Below are 15,168 nucleotides of genomic sequence, written 5' to 3'. Positions count from 1 at the left end.
TTTTAACGCATATCGCAGAACGCGCGTCAAGTATTCGGCTTCAAATGAGAAGCATCGCATGCATTTCCGAAATAGGCTGGCAGGGAAAAAATCAGCAGGAATAAAGTGTTACCGGCATGTGCTTATCTGGTATGAAAATGCCGCGCCAAGCCAGATTGGCATGAATAATCTGCGCGAATCCTGTGTAAAGCAGTGGTCCTGCAATTGTGGTGTCAGACCTCATCCTTGCCGATGATCGTCGTTACAGCAGTCTTGACTTTGCTCAGATGCGCTTCCATCGCAGCGCGGGCATCAGTTTCCGATCCCGCCTCAATAGCTTCGACAATCAGGCGATGTTCGACATTCGAAGCTTCGCGGCGGCCAGACATCAGGTTGACGAGTTCAGATTGCTGGATCAGCGCCTCGCGGGCATCAGCGACAATCTTGGAGAAGACCGTGTTTCCGGAAGCCTCGGCAATCGCGCAGTGAAATTCGGAATCGAGCAATTCCCATTTCTGTGGGTCCGTCTGGCGGTCCATCTTGTCGCAAAGTTTAAGCAGGTTGGCGAGTTGTTCGGCGCTGCGTCGTAAAGCTGCCCAGCCTGCCGCCGGCACTTCGATGAATGGGCGTGCCTCGATCAGATCACGCGCGGAATAGCCGCCATAATTCAGTTCGCTCGCGGGGGAAGCATTCAGGACATAGGTGCCACTACCTGTCCGGGTCTGGGTGAGGCCCAGTGTCTGTAGTGACCGCAGCGCCTCGCGCACGATTGGGCGGCTGACACCGAACCGGCCAGCGAGTTGAGTTTCAGAGGGCAGGCGGGTGCCCACGGCAAGGCGACCGGATGTGATGGCCGAGCGAATATCGTCGAATACAACTTCAGCCGCATTCTTTCGTGTGACCGGATGTGTGTCCGATAGCCAGTCGGCCAATTCGCTCATGTCCGAACCTCCGTCAATTGCTTCGCTCCTGTCAAGCAGCTAGGCAATTTTCAGAAGGATATCAATCCCAAAGCGGTTCAAAAAGGCAGATCAAGAGACACAAAAAGCCCTGCGCTCCAGCTGGAGCGCAGGGCTTTCCTATTGGAACTTATCAGGCCGCTGTGGCGGCCGTGTTCAACTTGTTGGCCGACAGGATGCTGATGAACGCTGCACCATAAGCTGTGAGCGGCGCCATCTTGGCAAGCGCGCTCGCAATGGCGTCGTGGTGGCTCAACTCTTCCTCGGAATCGTGGCGGAAGGATACGCAAACAGTTTCGCCATCTTCACCGATGAATTCTACCTGATAGGAATTTTCCTTGCCGCATCTTTTGACCAGAGCATCGACAATTTGCATGCAATCATTCTCCTTCCGAGCCGCATGAACGCGCTGGAATGAAGATGGTTCCATAAAATTTTATCTTTTTGTCCAATCTCAGTTCCGGCTTGACAGGCGGGCTGCACCCAGTGCCGCTGCGAACGCAATGGCAAGCATGACAAAGGTGAATTCGGCAACCGCAGACCATCCATCCGCAACCCAGAAATAGCCGCCTGCTGCACCGGCAACACTGGAGCCGAGATAGTAGGCGAGCAGATAGAGCGATGACGCATGTCCCTTTGTGTGGAGTGCCAGCCGACCGACCAGAGCGCTGGCGACCGAATGGCTGACGAAGAAGCCGACTGTCACGAGGATGATACCCACAATGATGACAGGCAGCGGTGCAAAGAGGGTCAGAAGACAGCCCGCAGCCTGTATGGCAAGCCCGATGGGAAGCACGGTGAAATAGCCGAGCCTGTCGCCCATTCTGCCAGCAAGCCATGAAGCTGCAATGCCGAACAGATAGACCGTGAAAATGGCGCCGAGCGCTGTCTGGCTGAGGCTATAAGGCGCCGTCACGAGGCGGAAACCGATATAGTTATAGATGGTGACGAACGAACCCATCACGAGAAAGCCAATGGCAAAGAGCAGTGGCAAGGCCGGGTTGCGGATGTGACCGATCCACGCGCCGAGGTGAAACCGTGCATTGAAGCCGGGACGCGGGACGAAGTTCTGCGAGGCGGGCAGCAGGAGGAGGAAACCAATGGATGCGGCTAGTCCCAGCAGGCCCATACCTGCCAGGCCGACGCGCCAGGAGAAATACTCTGCGAGCGTTCCGGCGATGACACGGCCCGCCATGCCGCCGAATGCATTGCCAGCAATATAAAGTCCCATTGACGCGCCAAGGCCACGCGGGTCGATTTCTTCTGCCAGATAGGTCATGGCGACCGCAGGCACGCCGCCAAGCAGCAGGCCCTGCAGGGCGCGAATGACGAGCAGCATATGCCAGTCCGGCACCAATGCACTGGCTATTGTGCAGAGTGCGGAGCCGAGAAGCGAGGCGAACATCAGTGTCCTGCGTCCGAAGCGTTCGGATACAGCTGCGGCACAGAAAATTGCAAAGGCTAGAAAGCCTGTCGAAACAGAAAGCGACAAGGAGCTGGCTGCAGGCGTGATGTTAAAATCATGCGCGAAAAGCGGCATCAGCGGCTGGACGCAGTAAAGCAGGGAGAAGGTCGCAAAGCCGGACAGGAACAGCGCGATGCTCGCATTGCGGAATGCCGGCGTGCCCTTGACGAGATAATTTTTCTGTTCGGTTGCCGTGGGAGCTGAAACGAGCTTGAGCTGGCTTTCCGGTGTTCTGACGCTGTCGAGGCTGCGTTCTGCGAGGCGTGACATGACTTTGCCTTTTCAAATCCTCCCGCTTTTTGATCTAGTCAAAGATGTTTCATTTGTCCAATATATGGAAGTGACGATTGTAATAGCTTTTGGATATGGCGATGGAACTGCGTCATCTGCGTTATTTTCTGGCCGTGGCCGAAGAGGGCAATTTTACACGCGCGGCTGCGAAGCTCGGTATCGGCCAGCCACCGCTCAGCCAGCAGATACGCGACCTCGAAAACGAGATCGGTGTTGCGCTATTTCATCGCGTGCCGCATGGAGCCGAACTGACCGCAGCAGGAACGGCTTTCCTCGATGAAGCGAAGGCTTCTCTTGCTGCCGCCGAGAAGGCGAAGCTCGCAGCGCAAGGCGCGGCACGGGGAGAAACCGGCAGGCTGGCATTGGGCTTTACCGCTTCGTCTGCCTTCAATCCGGTCGTCAGCGGCACGATCCGTAAATTTCGCGCCAGATGGCCCGATGTCCGGCTGACCCTGACGGAGATGAATAGCCATCTTCTGATGGAAAAGCTGGTCAGGGGGGAAGTGGACGCCGCCTTCATCCGACCCGGTTTGGAAAACCCCAAGGATGTGCGCATGAAACGGCTGGCTGATGAGCCGATGCTGATCGCCCTGCCGAGCCATCATCCGCTTGCCGTCCATCCCAAGCTGCCGATTTCAGCTCTGGCAAATGAGGCATTCGTGCTTTTCCCGCGCATTGTGGGGCTTAGCCTTTACGACGATGTGGTTGAGGCTTGCCGAAATGCAGGCTTTGAAATGATCGTCGCGCAGGAAGCACCGCAGATGCCGTCGGTCGTAAACCTGGTCGCCGCCGATCTTGGCGTTTCGATTGTTCCCGCTGCCATTGCCCAGATCAAGCTGGCCGGAGTGACTTACCGTCCAATCGAAGGCGAGCCGCTTCTGGCTCGGCTGGGGCTGGTTTCGATGAAGAACAACCGGTCGCCGCTCATCGATAATCTGACTAGCCTGTTGCCGGATCAGTAATCATGTCCGTTCCGTCGCCGGAAGCGATAGTTTGCTGGCTGTGTCGGCGTTGACCGTCACTTTTGGACATGTATGATGGTTGTCGCGGCGACGTACCTGGGAGGGGACGCTGCTTTTCCATCCTTAAGATAACCGTTCACGAGGGCTCTGACGCCCACAAGCCGAACGGTCGAATTTTGCCCTATCCCGTCCGATTGGAGATTTTCGTGAAAAGACTTCTGATTACCGGTGCTGCGGGCGGACTCGGGCGCGTAATGCGAGATAAACTGGCCGGCAAAGCCGAGCTGCTGCGCCTGTCCGACGTTGCCGATCTCGGCAAAGCCAAACTCAATGAAGAGTTGGTTCAATGCGACCTCGGCGATTTAGATGCAGTCATGCGTCTTGTCGAAGGTTGCGACGGTATTCTGCATCTCGGTGGTATTTCGACCGAGGCGTCTTTCAGCAAAATACTCAACGCAAATATCGTCGGGATGTACAATCTGTATGAAGCTGCGCGGGCGCATGGCCATCCGCGTATCATTTTTGCCAGCTCAAACCATACGATCGGTTTCTATAGACAGGACGAATATATCGACGCAAAGGCGCCCACACGTCCAGACGGTCTTTACGGCATTTCAAAATGCTTCGGTGAGTCCATTGCCAGCATGTATCATGACAAGTTCGGTCAGGAGACGGCAATCGTTCGCATCGGCTCCTGTTTTGAGGAGCCGCGCAATCATCGCATGCTTTCGACCTGGATGTCGTATGACGATTTCGCCGGTCTGATTGAGTGTGTTTTCCGGGCGCCGATGCTGGGATGTCCCGTTATCTGGGGTGTTTCGAACAACGATTCGGCGTGGTGGAACAACAGCCATGCCCGTTTTCTCGGCTGGCACCCCAAGGACAATGCGGAACGTTTCCGGGTCGAGCTGGAGAAGACAACGCCGCGACCAGCGCCGGATTCAGCACTCGCGGTCTATCAGGGCGGTACATTTGTCGATGAACCGATCCATCAGGATGATTGATCAGAACCTTTCTGTTTAACGGCAGAAGCCTTGTAAGGTCAGGGCTCCTCCGGTTTGATAACACCTTGGAGTGCATATTTTGCTTTACGTACCTCAAAACGAAAGCTAAGCTTTTTATCGTGACGCTTTGGGAGGAGTTCACGTGCAGCCAGAACTATCGGCAAAGAGCATATTAAAGACGCAAAAAATGCGGCAGTTCGCTGTGGGCGGTTGCGCATGAGTGCGCCAGATAAAGATGACCGGCCAGCACTGTTGGAAGCTGTGTCGCTTTCCAAATCATTCGGTCCTGTTCAGGTTCTGAAAAATATCGATTTGCGCATTTTCGGCGGCGAAGTCCATGCGATCATCGGCGAGAATGGAGCCGGGAAATCGACGCTGATGAAGTTGCTTGCAGGCAATGAGCGTCCTACGAGCGGAGAAATCCGCATCGACGGCAAGCCGGTTACTTTCTCGGGGCCGGTGGAGGCCGAAGCGCAGGGCATTGTGCTGGTGCATCAGGAAATTCTCCTCGCACCCGATCTGACCGTCGCGCAGAACATCTATCTTGGTCGCGAGCTTAACCGTGGACTGGTTGTCGATGATAAATCGATGCGCGAAGGTGCGCGCAAGGCCATTCATGATCTGGGCGCCGATATCGATCCGGATGCGGTTGTCGGCTCCCTGTCGATTGCGCAGCGCCAGCTGGTCCAGATCGCCCGCGTGCTGCTGGTGCCGCATCGTGTGGTGATTTTTGACGAACCGACCGCTTCGCTGACACCGTTTGAGACGGAGGCGCTGCTGAAAGTCATTCGCGACATTCGCGCAAAGGGCGTCGCTGTTCTTTATATCTCGCATCGTCTGCCGGAAGTGAAGGAAATATCCGATCGCGTGACTGTGCTTCGCGACGGCAAGCTTGTTTCAGCACATCTGTCTTCGGAATTACAGCCGTCCGACATGGCCCGCCTGATGGTCGGTCGTGACGTTTCAAAGCTTTATCCTGACCGCGCAAGCCAGCATGACAACGCTGCCATTCTCGAAGTCGATAACTTCAGCGTACCCGGCTACGTGCAAAATGCGAGCTTCCATCTCAACCGGGGCGAGATACTCGGCTTTGCCGGTCTGGTCGGCGCCGGACGCACGGAGCTGATGGAAGGGATCGTCGGTCTGCGACCCGGTAAGGGGGATGCACGCCACAATGGCAAGCCGGTCCATTTCCGCAATGCGCATGAAAGCCAGAAGGCGGGGATTGTTTATCTCAGTGAGGATCGGAAGGGCAAAGGGCTGCTTCTGTCCAAGGACTTGGGCGTCAATCTCACGCTAGCTTCATTGAAGAAATTCGTGAGCGGTTTGCAGATTGATCGCAATCGGGAACGCTCCGCGCTCGATGATGCGATCCGCGAGTTCGATATTCGCACAGGCCGCAAGGACATTCTGGCAGGTCAGCTTTCGGGCGGAAACCAGCAGAAGCTTTTGCTTGCCAAGATGATGATGCTCGATCCGTCCATCGTCATCATTGATGAACCGACACGTGGCATCGATGTCGGCACGAAGGAACAGATTTATCAGTTCATCGCCAATCTGGCCGATGACGGGAAATCAATCATCGTCGTTTCGTCGGAAATGCCGGAACTGATCGGTATCTGCGACCGCATCGTCGTGATGCGGGAGGGGCGGGTTGCCGGTGAGGTGACAGGCGACCGTATGACGGAACATGACATCGTCGTGCTTGCAACCGGCGTTGAAGCCGAAAATGCCGCATAAAAACAATAAAGTGGGAAGTAGATGACACAGGTTGCGACCGATAAAAGCTCAGTGGCGAGGACGTCCAAGGATTGGGATCTGCGGGCAATTGCCCCGTTCATCGCGCTCGCCCTGCTGCTTGTTCTGGGCACGATTGCCAACCCGAACTTCATCAGCATCGACAATCTTCTCAATGTCGCAACGCGTAGCGCTTTCATAGCCATTATCGCGCTTGGTGCCACCTATGTGATTTCATCCGGCGGGCTCGACCTATCCGTGGGTGCAATGGTGGCATTTGTCGCCAGTATCATGATCCTGTTCATGAATAGTGGAGTGATTGCCGATCCGGTGATGATGTTGATTGCGGCCGTGATGCTGGCGCTGATTGTCGGTGCAGCCTGCGGCCTGTTGAATGGTCTGATAACGACGGTTGGCGGCATCGAGCCTTTTATCGCCACGCTCGGCACTATGGGCATCTATCGTGGTCTCACCACATGGTTGTCGCAAGGTGGCGCGATCACCTTGCGCAATCCGGACATTCAGGCGCTTTATCGCCCGGCCTATTTTGGTTCTATTCTTGGCGTGCCGGTGCCGGTTATCGTGATCTTCGTGACGGCGGCACTTGCGGCATTCGTCCTTTATCGGACCCGTTATGGCCGCCATGTCATTGCAGTCGGATCGAACGAGGATGTAGCGCGCTATTCCGGCATTTCCGTCAAGAAAGTGCGCACTATAGCCTTCATCATTCAGGGCCTTTGCGTCGCTGTGGCCGTGCTTCTTTATGTGCCGCGTCTGGGTTCTACCTCGGCCACGACCGGCCTGATGTGGGAACTGCAGGCGATTACCGCCGTCGTTGTTGGCGGAACAGCTCTACGCGGCGGGGTGGGCCGTATCTGGGGCACGATCTGCGGCGCGTTCATTCTGGAGATCATCGGCAACATCATGATCCTGTCGAACTTCGTCAGCGAATATCTGCTCGGGGCTATTCAGGGCGCGATCATCATTATCGCCATGCTGGTGCAGCGTTCGCTGTCGCGAAGATAGGTCTAATGTGTGTCTCCCAAAAGCGGGAAGCGGTTTTGGGATAAAGACATGCATGAAAACAAAAGCTTAAAGCGTGTCTTACGAGTACGATGAAATGCGGCACGCTTTAAGGATTGGCGGAATTGTTGGGGCGATTCCAGCCTGAGAGGAATGAGAGCCCCGTGTTTACTGGGAGGAAGACTATGCGAGGGAATTTGATGAAGCTTGCTTTCGCCGCATTGACGGCGGGTACACTGGCCTTTGGCGGTGCAGCAAGCGCACAGGACAAGAAAGTGACGATCGGCGTGTCGATCCCGGCTGCCGATCATGGCTGGACGGCAGGTGTCGTCTATCATGCCGAACGTGTGGCGAAGCTTCTGATGGCTGAGCATCCGGGCCTCAACGTCATCGTCAAGACGTCGCCCGATGCGGCATCGCAGGCCAATGCGTTGCAGGATCTGGCCGTACAGGGCCTCGACGGGCTGGTTGTTCTGCCGACCGATCCCGATCCGCTCGTCAACGCCATCAAGGAAATCAAGGACAAGGGAACCTTTGTCGCTCTGGTCGACCGCGCACCGAGCAGCAACGACAATTCCATCCGCGATCTCTATGTGGCCGGTAACAATCCGGCGCTCGGACAGGTCGCCGGCGAATATATCAAGAAGACCACGCCCGATGCCCAGGTCGTCGTCATTCGCGGCCTGCCGATCCCGATCGATCAGCAGCGTCAGGACGGTTTCGACAAGGGCATTGAAGGCTCCAACGTGAAGGTTCTGGATCGCCAGTATGGCAACTGGAACCGCGATGATGCTTTCCGTGTCATGCAGGACTTCCTGACCAAATATCCGAAGATCGATGTGGTCTGGGCACAGGATGACGACATGCTTGTCGGCGTTCTCGAAGCCATCAAGCAGGCCAACCGCAGCGACATCCAGTATGTTGTGGGCGGTGCAGGCTCCAAGGACATGATCAAGAAGGTGATGGATGGCGACAAGCTTGTGCCGGTTGATGTTCTCTATCCGCCAGCAATGGTTTCAACTGCCATGGAACTCGCCGCCGGTCATTTCTATGACCAGATTCCTGTGAGCGGCAGCTACATCCTCGATGCAACACTCGTCACCAAGGACAATGCGAAGGATTTCTATTTCCCGGATTCGCCGTTCTAAGGTGCTTGAAGACCGTGCGCCTGTCTAAGCGGGCGCACGGCTTTTCTTTTCATTCCCGATATGCAGCGCGAATCGCGCTCTCAAATTGCTCGATGCCGGTTGATGGCGGGGTCCGAGCATATTCAGGAGAAATTTGATGAAGACGATCAAGGGCCCCGGGATTTTTCTTGGGCAGTTTGCAGGCGATGAAGCGCCGTTCAACACATGGGATGGCATCACCAAATGGGCTGCCGAAAAAGGCTATGCCGGGGTTCAGGTTCCCACATGGGCCAGCCAACTGATCGATCTGAAAAAGGCTTCTGAATCGAAGGATTATTGCGACGAATTCGCCGGGGTCGCTCGCCAGAACGGCGTCGAAGTCACGGAGCTTTCGACCCACTTGCAGGGCCAGCTCGTTGCGGTGCACCCGGCCTATGATGAAGCTTTCGACGGTTTCGCAGTGCCGGAAGTGCGCGGCAATCCCAAGGCGCGTCAGGCCTGGGCGGTTGAGCAGGTAAAGATGGCGATCCGCGCCTCGCGCAATCTCGGCATCGGCGCGCATGCAACCTTTTCCGGCGCGCTGGCCTGGCCGTTTGTCTATCCATGGCCGCAGCGTCCTGCCGGTCTGGTCGAAACCGCATTTGAGGAACTCGCCCGACGCTGGAAGCCGATCCTCGATCATGCCGACGAGCACGGGGTCGATATCTGCTATGAAATCCATCCGGGCGAAGACCTGCACGATGGTGTGACCTTCGAGATGTTTCTGGAGCAGGTCAAAAATCACCCGCGGGCCAATATGCTTTACGACCCGTCGCATTATGTCCTGCAGTGCCTCGATTATCTGGACAATATCGACATCTACAAGGACCGCATCAAGATGTTTCACGTCAAGGATGCGGAGTTTAATCCGACCGGGCGGCAAGGTGTCTATGGCGGCTATCAGGGCTGGGTCAATCGTGCAGGCCGCTTCCGCTCGCTCGGTGACGGGCAGGTGGATTTCGGCGCTGTATTCTCCAAGATGGCCGCGAACGATTTTGACGGCTGGGCCGTTGTCGAATGGGAATGCGCGCTGAAGCATCCTGAAGATGGAGCGCGTGAAGGCGCGGAGTTCGTCAAGGCGCATATCATCCGCGTCACCGACAAGGCATTTGACGATTTCGCATCCGGCGGCACCGATGACGCTGCCAATCGCCGTATGCTTGGATTATGAGGACGCAATGACCATCGAAGCAAAGACCACGGAAACTGCTGCTCCCCGTATCCGCCTCGGCATGGTGGGCGGTGGGGCTGGCGCGTTTATCGGCGGCGTTCACCGTATGGCGGCGCGGCTCGACAACCGGTTCGAACTGGTGGCAGGCGCTTTGTCGTCATCAGCGGAAAAGGCGCAGGCCTCGGGGCGTGAACTGGGGCTGGCCGAAGACCGCATCTACTCCAGCTACAAGGACATGGCCATTCGTGAGGCGCGGCTGAAAAACGGCATTGAAGCCGTTTCCATCGTAACGCCGAACCACGTTCACTATGAAGCTGCCAAGGAGTTTCTGCGGCGCGGCATTCACGTCATCTGCGACAAGCCGCTGACCTCGACGCTTGCCGATGCGAAGAAGCTGAAAAAGGTTGCCGATGAAAGCGACGCCTTGTTTGTTCTGACGCATAATTACACCGGCTATCCGATGGTGCGGCAGGCACGCGAGATGATCGCCAATGGCGATCTTGGTGATCTTCGTGTCGTACAGGTGGAATATGCGCAGGACTGGCTGACCGAAGCGGTTGAGGCAACCGGTGCCAAGGGCGCTGTCTGGCGCACCGATCCGGCGCAATCGGGACTAGGCGGCGCGACCGGCGATATTGGCACGCACGCGTTCAATCTCGCCTCCTTCGTGACCGGCTTGACGCTTGATAGCCTTGCCGCCGATCTCGACAGTTTTGTCGAGGGACGTCGCCTGGACGACAATGCGCATGTGATGCTGCGTTTTGCGGGCGGCGCCAAGGGCATGCTCTGGTGCAGTCAGGTTGCGCCCGGCAATGAAAATGCGCTGCGCCTGCGCGTCTATGGCACAAAGGGCGGCATCGAATGGGCGCAGGAAGACCCGAACTATCTCTGGTTCACGCCTTTTGGCGAGCAAAAGCGGCTCATCACGCGGGGTGGTGCCGGTACTGGCTCTGCGAGCGCCCGCGTGACCCGCGTGCCGGCTGGGCATCCTGAAGGTTATCTGGAAGCTTTTGCTACGATCTATTCGGAAGCGGCCAATGCCATCGAAGCTCATCGCAACGGCAAAAAGCCGGACAGTGCCGTGATCTATCCGACCGTCGATGACGGATTGAAGGGCGTTGCTTTCATCGATGCCTGCGTGCGCTCGTCACAGAAAAACGGCGGCTGGGTCAAGCTTTAGAAATTGACATGTAATAGAAGAAAGGGCGCTGGTGGCGCCCTTTTTTGTATCCGTCGATTATTGGCTTCAAACGTAGCGATTGACGACGTTTTCGAGATACTCCTGGCGGCCGGATTTCGGCTGCGGATTGATGTCCTTCGTTTCGACTTCAGCTGTGATCTGGTCCAGCGAGAGGCCAGTCAAAAGCTTCTTGCCGAAATCGCCGTTCCAGCCTGCATAACGTTCATCGAGCGGCTTGGACAATGCGCCGTCTTCAAGCATTGCGGCGGCTGCTTTCAGCCCGCGTGCACAGCAATCCATGCCACCGATATGGCCGATCAGCAGATCCTGCGGATCGAGCGACTGACGGCGCAGCTTGGCGTCGAAATTCGTGCCGCCGGTGGTGAAGCCGCCCGCAAGCAGGACCTGATAATAGGCGAGCGCCATTTCCGGCACATTGTTCGGGAACTGGTCGGTATCCCAGCCCGACTGATAGTCATTGCGGTTCATGTCGATGGAACCAAAAATGCCAAGTGCACGAGCAAGCGCCAGTTCATGCTCGAACGAGTGACCGGCGAGAATGGCGTGGCCCTGCTCGATATTGACCTTCACTTCGTTTTCGAGGCCGTAACGCTTCAGGAAGCCATAAACCGTCGCGACGTCGTAATCATATTGATGCTTGGTCGGCTCCTGCGGCTTCGGTTCGATCAGGATCGTGCCCTTGAAGCCAATCTTGTGCTTGTATTCGACCACCAGATTGAGGAACCGTCCCATCTGGTCGAGTTCGCGTCCAAGATCGGTGTTGAGCAGCGTTTCATAGCCTTCGCGACCACCCCAGAGCACGTAGTTCTCACCACCGAGCCGTTTCGTCGCGTCGATGCAGCTTTTTACGGTCGCTGCGGCAAAGGCGAACACATCGGGATCTGGATTGGTTGCGGCCCCGCCCATATAGCGGCGGTTGGAAAAGAGATTGGCTGTGCCCCAGAGCAGCTTTACGCCGGTTTCGGCCTGCTTATTCTCGAAGATATCGACAATTTCATTGAGATATCGCGTGTTTTCCGCAAAGTTGCGCCCTTCGGGCCGCACATCGGCATCGTGGAAGCAATAATAGGGCGCGCCAAGCAGGGAGAAAAACTCGAAGGCCACGTCAGCCTTGAGCTTTGCCGCATCCAGCTCGTTGGAATACCAGGGACGGTCGAAGGTACGTCCGCCGAACGGGTCGCCACCCTCCCAGGCAAAGCTGTGCCAGTAGGCGACCGCAAAGCGCAGATGGTCTTCCATGCGCTTGCCCAGCACGATTTCATCCGGATTATAGTGGCGAAATGCCAGCGGGCTATCACTGTCCGGCCCCTCATATTTAACCTTTTGAATGTCGCCGAAAAATCCGGTGCTCATTGTGTCCTCCCGTTCGAATGTCGTCATGTCTGATTGTTTGCGGCAGCGTCACTAACCGGCGAGGGCGTGAAGTACCGGATAAAGGGCGTGATAGCGCTGATAGGCTTCCTCATAGGCAGGGAGCAGGGCGGCTTCCGGCTCTATCGTGCGCTCCGTACGCGGTGGCGTGCAGACGGCAAATGGATCGACGCCGGTTGCCGCAATGAGGCCCAGTCGTGCGGCACCAAAAGCGCCACCGAAGTCGCCTTCTTCCGGCAAGGTAATCGGTACATTCAACGCGGTCGCGATTGCCTTCAGCCAATAGGTGGAGCGCGAGCCACCACCGACGGCGGTCAGCGACTTGATATCGGTGCCAGCCGATTGCAGCGCGGCGAGATTGTCACGGATAGCGAAGGCGACGCCTTCCAGAACGGCTTGCGTTAATGCGCGCTGATCGGATTCATGCTCAAGGCCTGAAAATACGCCGCGTATCTTCGCATCGTTATACGGGGTGCGTTCACCCGAGAGATAGGGCAGGAATGTCGCGCTGCCCGGCGCATTCAGCGTGTCGCCGAGTTCCTTATCGAGTTCATGTGCCGTTTTGCCGACAAGCCGTGCATACCAGTCGAGCGCGCTTGCCGCGGACAGGATGACACCCATCTGGTGCCATGTGTCGGGCAAGGCATGACAGAAGGCATGAACCGCACTTTCAGGCTTCGGCTGATAGGCACCATTTGCGGCAAAGAGTACGCCTGATGTGCCGAGCGAAACGAAGGCATGGCCGGGCTTGACCGTACCCATGCCGCAGGCCGAGGCCGCATTGTCGCCAGCGCCGCCCGCCACGACCGGTTGACCGGCGATACCCCATTCGGCGGCAAGTTCGGCCCGCAGCCGTCCGGTTGCGTCCGTGCCTTCGGCAAGGCGCGGCATCTGGCTCTCATCGAGGTTGGTCTTGTCCAGAAGCTCGCGCGACCAATGGCGTGCCCCGGTATCGAGCCAGCTCGTGCCTGCCGAATCCGACATGTCGGAGACATATTCCCCGGTCAGCCAGAGGCGAAGGTAGTCCTTCGGCAGCAGCACCTTGCGGATGCGCGCAAAAATATCCGGTTCGTTATTGGCAACCCAAACCAGCTTCGGTGCGGTAAAACCGGGAAAGACAATATTGCCGGTGATGGCGCGAAACGCCGGATCGGCATCGAGTTTGGCCGCTTCGCGATAGCTGCGCGTATCGTTCCAGAGGATGCAGGGACGCAATACCTGATCCTGTTCGTCCAGCAGGGTGGCACCATGCATCTGGCCGGAAAGGCCGATACCGGCAATCGCCGAAAACTCTTTCGGATGGGCCGCGCGCAGGCCATCAATTGCAGTGCGGCAGGCCTTGATCCACTGTACCGGGTCCTGTTCGCTCCAGCCCGGATGGGGGCGGGACACGTCCAGTTCGCCATGGGCCGAACCGATCACCGTCTGCGCGTGGTCGATCAATAGCGCCTTGACACCGGATGTTCCTAGATCGAGCCCGAGATACATATTTACTCCTGTTGGAAAGGCGTTGTGGCCCGCGCGTCAGTCGAAATGCGGCAGGTTGTCTTTAAGGAAAATTTCGATGCGGATGTGTTCCTGTCCCGGAACGATCGCCAGACGATCCGCAGATGCTTTGAGAACCCGGATGGCGCTACGGATTTCATGGCCCGCATCCTGCGCCAGCACCGCATGGATAATGCCATCTGTCAGCGCTTTTGAGGTCACGCTGTCGCGTTCGTGCGCGATGACGAGCGGTCGATTGGATGTATGTTCAGCCAACGCCTTCACAAGACCGCTGTTGCCAGCGCCGAGGCTATAGATCCCGGCAATGTCGCTGCGCTCGTCAAGCAGCTTGCCGACAAGCTGTTCCACCCGCGATCCTTCATCGAATCCTTCCAGAACGGGCAATATCTCACGGCCCGGAAAGTCTGCTTTCATGGCTGCCGTAAAACCGTCGAAACGTTCCTGATGATCGCGGACTTTCAACGAGCCGGCGACCACCGCAAGAGCCCCCTCCGTTCCGTTGGCAAAGAGCCCCAGAAGCCGCGCTGCCGTGCGTCCGGCTGCGCCGTTATCGACGCCGACATAATGCGTTCGTGTGGAATGCCCAAGGTCGGATACGAGCGTGACGGCGTGAATACCTTGCTCACCCAATCGGGCGCAGGCTTCGCGCACGGGATCGGTGTCGACTGCCACGAATGCAACGCCGTCGGGCTTGCGTGAGGCACATTCGTCCAGTGCTGCGACAAGTGCTGCTTCATCGAAGGCCGGAACGAGTACGACATTGACCAGCACACGCTCAGCCAAAGCCCGTTCTGTCGCGGATTGCAGTTCCGCGCGCAGGCTCAGCATGAAGGTATTTTCATTGTCCGGCAAAATAAAATCGAACTGATAAAGCCGTCCGCGTGCGAGATTGGCAGCGCCCACATCGCGCACATAGCCGAGCGTGTTCATCGCTTCCATAACCCGGTCGCGCGTCTTCGCTCTCACACCCGGACGTTCGTTCAGCACCCGGTCGACCGTGGCAAGGCTGACGCCCGCTGTTCTGGCTATATCATGGACTGTAGGTTTCATCCTCGCTCCTCGATGCGGACCATAAGATCAAAAATGAGGTACGTAAATCAAAAAATGCTTGCTATTCATTTTTCTTCACGTATCAATGGTTCCCGAGGATGGGGCAGTGTGTCTTTTGCATGCTGTCCCGATGGAGTGATCTTGGCGTAACGCGCCTTTGGGAGGATCAGCCATTCAAGGAATAAGCAGCTCTGAAGAGGGCTGTTTTATCGTGCCGAACTCCGGGGGCGGAATACGTTCGGGGGCGCGGTTTGGTATCAGCCGGTAGCAAGCCGGTGTTGTT

Annotated in this window: 13 protein-coding genes; 7 read left to right on the top strand and 6 right to left on the bottom strand. The window is 57.0% G+C overall.

What is annotated here, in order from left to right; translation table 11 throughout:
- Nucleotides 1-212 precede the first annotated feature (212 nt).
- The 3 genes from FG152_RS14595 to FG152_RS14585 all read right to left on the bottom strand — a co-directional run bounded on the left by FG152_RS14595 (nt 213) and on the right by FG152_RS14585 (nt 2,673).
- Nucleotides 213-920 carry a FadR/GntR family transcriptional regulator gene (locus FG152_RS14595; protein ID WP_010658599.1) on the bottom strand — a complete coding sequence of 236 codons (708 nt, stop codon included), beginning with the start codon at nt 918-920 and terminating at the stop codon, nt 213-215.
- A gap of 151 nt (nt 921-1,071) precedes the next feature.
- Nucleotides 1,072-1,314, bottom strand: a complete 243-nt coding sequence (locus FG152_RS14590; RefSeq protein ID WP_010658600.1) for a hypothetical protein — start codon at nt 1,312-1,314, stop codon at nt 1,072-1,074.
- 78 nt (nt 1,315-1,392) lie between these two features.
- Entirely contained in the window at nt 1,393-2,673 is a 1,281-nt protein-coding gene (locus FG152_RS14585; protein ID WP_010658601.1) for an MFS transporter, read from the bottom strand.
- 101 nt (nt 2,674-2,774) lie between these two features.
- Between FG152_RS14585 and FG152_RS14580 the strand changes: the two genes are divergently transcribed.
- From FG152_RS14580 to FG152_RS14550, 7 genes are all read left to right on the top strand, one after another.
- Nucleotides 2,775-3,656: a LysR family transcriptional regulator gene (locus FG152_RS14580; RefSeq protein ID WP_010658602.1), complete on the top strand. Its 882-nt coding sequence runs from the start codon at nt 2,775-2,777 to the stop codon at nt 3,654-3,656.
- A 206-nt stretch (nt 3,657-3,862) separates the two neighbouring features.
- Entirely contained in the window at nt 3,863-4,660 is a 798-nt protein-coding gene (locus tag FG152_RS14575; RefSeq protein WP_010658603.1) for an NAD-dependent epimerase/dehydratase family protein, read from the top strand.
- Nucleotides 4,661-4,876: 216 nt separating this feature from the next.
- A complete protein-coding gene (locus tag FG152_RS14570) occupies nt 4,877-6,400 on the top strand; it encodes a sugar ABC transporter ATP-binding protein (RefSeq protein WP_010658604.1) in 1,524 nt (507 codons plus the stop codon).
- Between the two features lie 21 nt (nt 6,401-6,421).
- The gene (locus FG152_RS14565) at nt 6,422-7,423 is read left to right on the top strand and encodes an ABC transporter permease (RefSeq protein ID WP_010658605.1); all 1,002 of its coding nucleotides are present in this window, start codon (nt 6,422-6,424) and stop codon (nt 7,421-7,423) included.
- Between the two features lie 182 nt (nt 7,424-7,605).
- Nucleotides 7,606-8,568: a substrate-binding domain-containing protein gene (locus tag FG152_RS14560; RefSeq protein ID WP_010658606.1), complete on the top strand. Its 963-nt coding sequence runs from the start codon at nt 7,606-7,608 to the stop codon at nt 8,566-8,568.
- 136 nt (nt 8,569-8,704) lie between these two features.
- Complete coding sequence (locus tag FG152_RS14555) at nt 8,705-9,757, top strand: sugar phosphate isomerase/epimerase family protein (protein WP_010658607.1); 1,053 nt, start codon at nt 8,705-8,707, stop codon at nt 9,755-9,757.
- Nucleotides 9,758-9,764: 7 nt separating this feature from the next.
- The gene (locus FG152_RS14550; RefSeq protein ID WP_010658608.1) at nt 9,765-10,937 is read left to right on the top strand and encodes a Gfo/Idh/MocA family protein; all 1,173 of its coding nucleotides are present in this window, start codon (nt 9,765-9,767) and stop codon (nt 10,935-10,937) included.
- 66 nt (nt 10,938-11,003) lie between these two features.
- On the opposite strand, the gene xylA is transcribed toward FG152_RS14550, so the two are convergent.
- Genes xylA through FG152_RS14535 form a run of 3 tightly spaced genes read right to left on the bottom strand, consistent with a single transcriptional unit; the run spans nt 11,004 to nt 14,885 of the window.
- Nucleotides 11,004-12,311 (bottom strand): xylose isomerase, encoded by a 1,308-nt coding sequence (xylA, locus tag FG152_RS14545; protein ID WP_010658609.1) that lies wholly within the window; start codon nt 12,309-12,311, stop codon nt 11,004-11,006.
- A gap of 51 nt (nt 12,312-12,362) precedes the next feature.
- Entirely contained in the window at nt 12,363-13,817 is a 1,455-nt protein-coding gene (gene xylB / locus FG152_RS14540) for a xylulokinase (RefSeq protein WP_498986970.1), read from the bottom strand.
- A gap of 36 nt (nt 13,818-13,853) precedes the next feature.
- Nucleotides 13,854-14,885: a LacI family DNA-binding transcriptional regulator gene (locus FG152_RS14535; RefSeq protein ID WP_010658611.1), complete on the bottom strand. Its 1,032-nt coding sequence runs from the start codon at nt 14,883-14,885 to the stop codon at nt 13,854-13,856.
- Between the last annotated feature and the right edge of the window lie 283 nt (nt 14,886-15,168).

It is taken from the genome of Ochrobactrum sp. XJ1, from assembly GCF_024701725.1.
In the GTDB taxonomy this organism is placed as follows: Bacteria; Pseudomonadota; Alphaproteobacteria; order Rhizobiales; family Rhizobiaceae; genus Brucella; species Brucella anthropi.
Note: the sequence above shows the minus strand (reverse complement) of the source record. Positions and strands in the feature narration are given on the sequence as shown.

Excerpts from the sequence above, each read along its gene's own strand:
- FG152_RS14595 (WP_010658599.1), bottom strand. The coding sequence starts at position 920 with ATGAGCGAATTGGCCGACTGGCTATCGGACACACATCCGGTCACACGA.
- FG152_RS14560 (WP_010658606.1), top strand. The coding sequence starts at position 7,606 with ATGCGAGGGAATTTGATGAAGCTTGCTTTCGCCGCATTGACGGCGGGT.
- FG152_RS14550 (WP_010658608.1), top strand. The coding sequence starts at position 9,765 with ATGACCATCGAAGCAAAGACCACGGAAACTGCTGCTCCCCGTATCCGC.
- FG152_RS14535 (WP_010658611.1), bottom strand. The coding sequence starts at position 14,885 with ATGAAACCTACAGTCCATGATATAGCCAGAACAGCGGGCGTCAGCCTT.
- FG152_RS14585 (WP_010658601.1), bottom strand. The coding sequence starts at position 2,673 with ATGTCACGCCTCGCAGAACGCAGCCTCGACAGCGTCAGAACACCGGAA.
- FG152_RS14590 (WP_010658600.1), bottom strand. The coding sequence starts at position 1,314 with ATGCAAATTGTCGATGCTCTGGTCAAAAGATGCGGCAAGGAAAATTCC.
- FG152_RS14570 (WP_010658604.1), top strand. The coding sequence starts at position 4,877 with ATGAGTGCGCCAGATAAAGATGACCGGCCAGCACTGTTGGAAGCTGTG.
- FG152_RS14565 (WP_010658605.1), top strand. The coding sequence starts at position 6,422 with ATGACACAGGTTGCGACCGATAAAAGCTCAGTGGCGAGGACGTCCAAG.
- xylA (WP_010658609.1), bottom strand. The coding sequence starts at position 12,311 with ATGAGCACCGGATTTTTCGGCGACATTCAAAAGGTTAAATATGAGGGG.
- FG152_RS14555 (WP_010658607.1), top strand. The coding sequence starts at position 8,705 with ATGAAGACGATCAAGGGCCCCGGGATTTTTCTTGGGCAGTTTGCAGGC.
- FG152_RS14580 (WP_010658602.1), top strand. The coding sequence starts at position 2,775 with ATGGAACTGCGTCATCTGCGTTATTTTCTGGCCGTGGCCGAAGAGGGC.
- xylB (WP_498986970.1), bottom strand. The coding sequence starts at position 13,817 with ATGTATCTCGGGCTCGATCTAGGAACATCCGGTGTCAAGGCGCTATTG.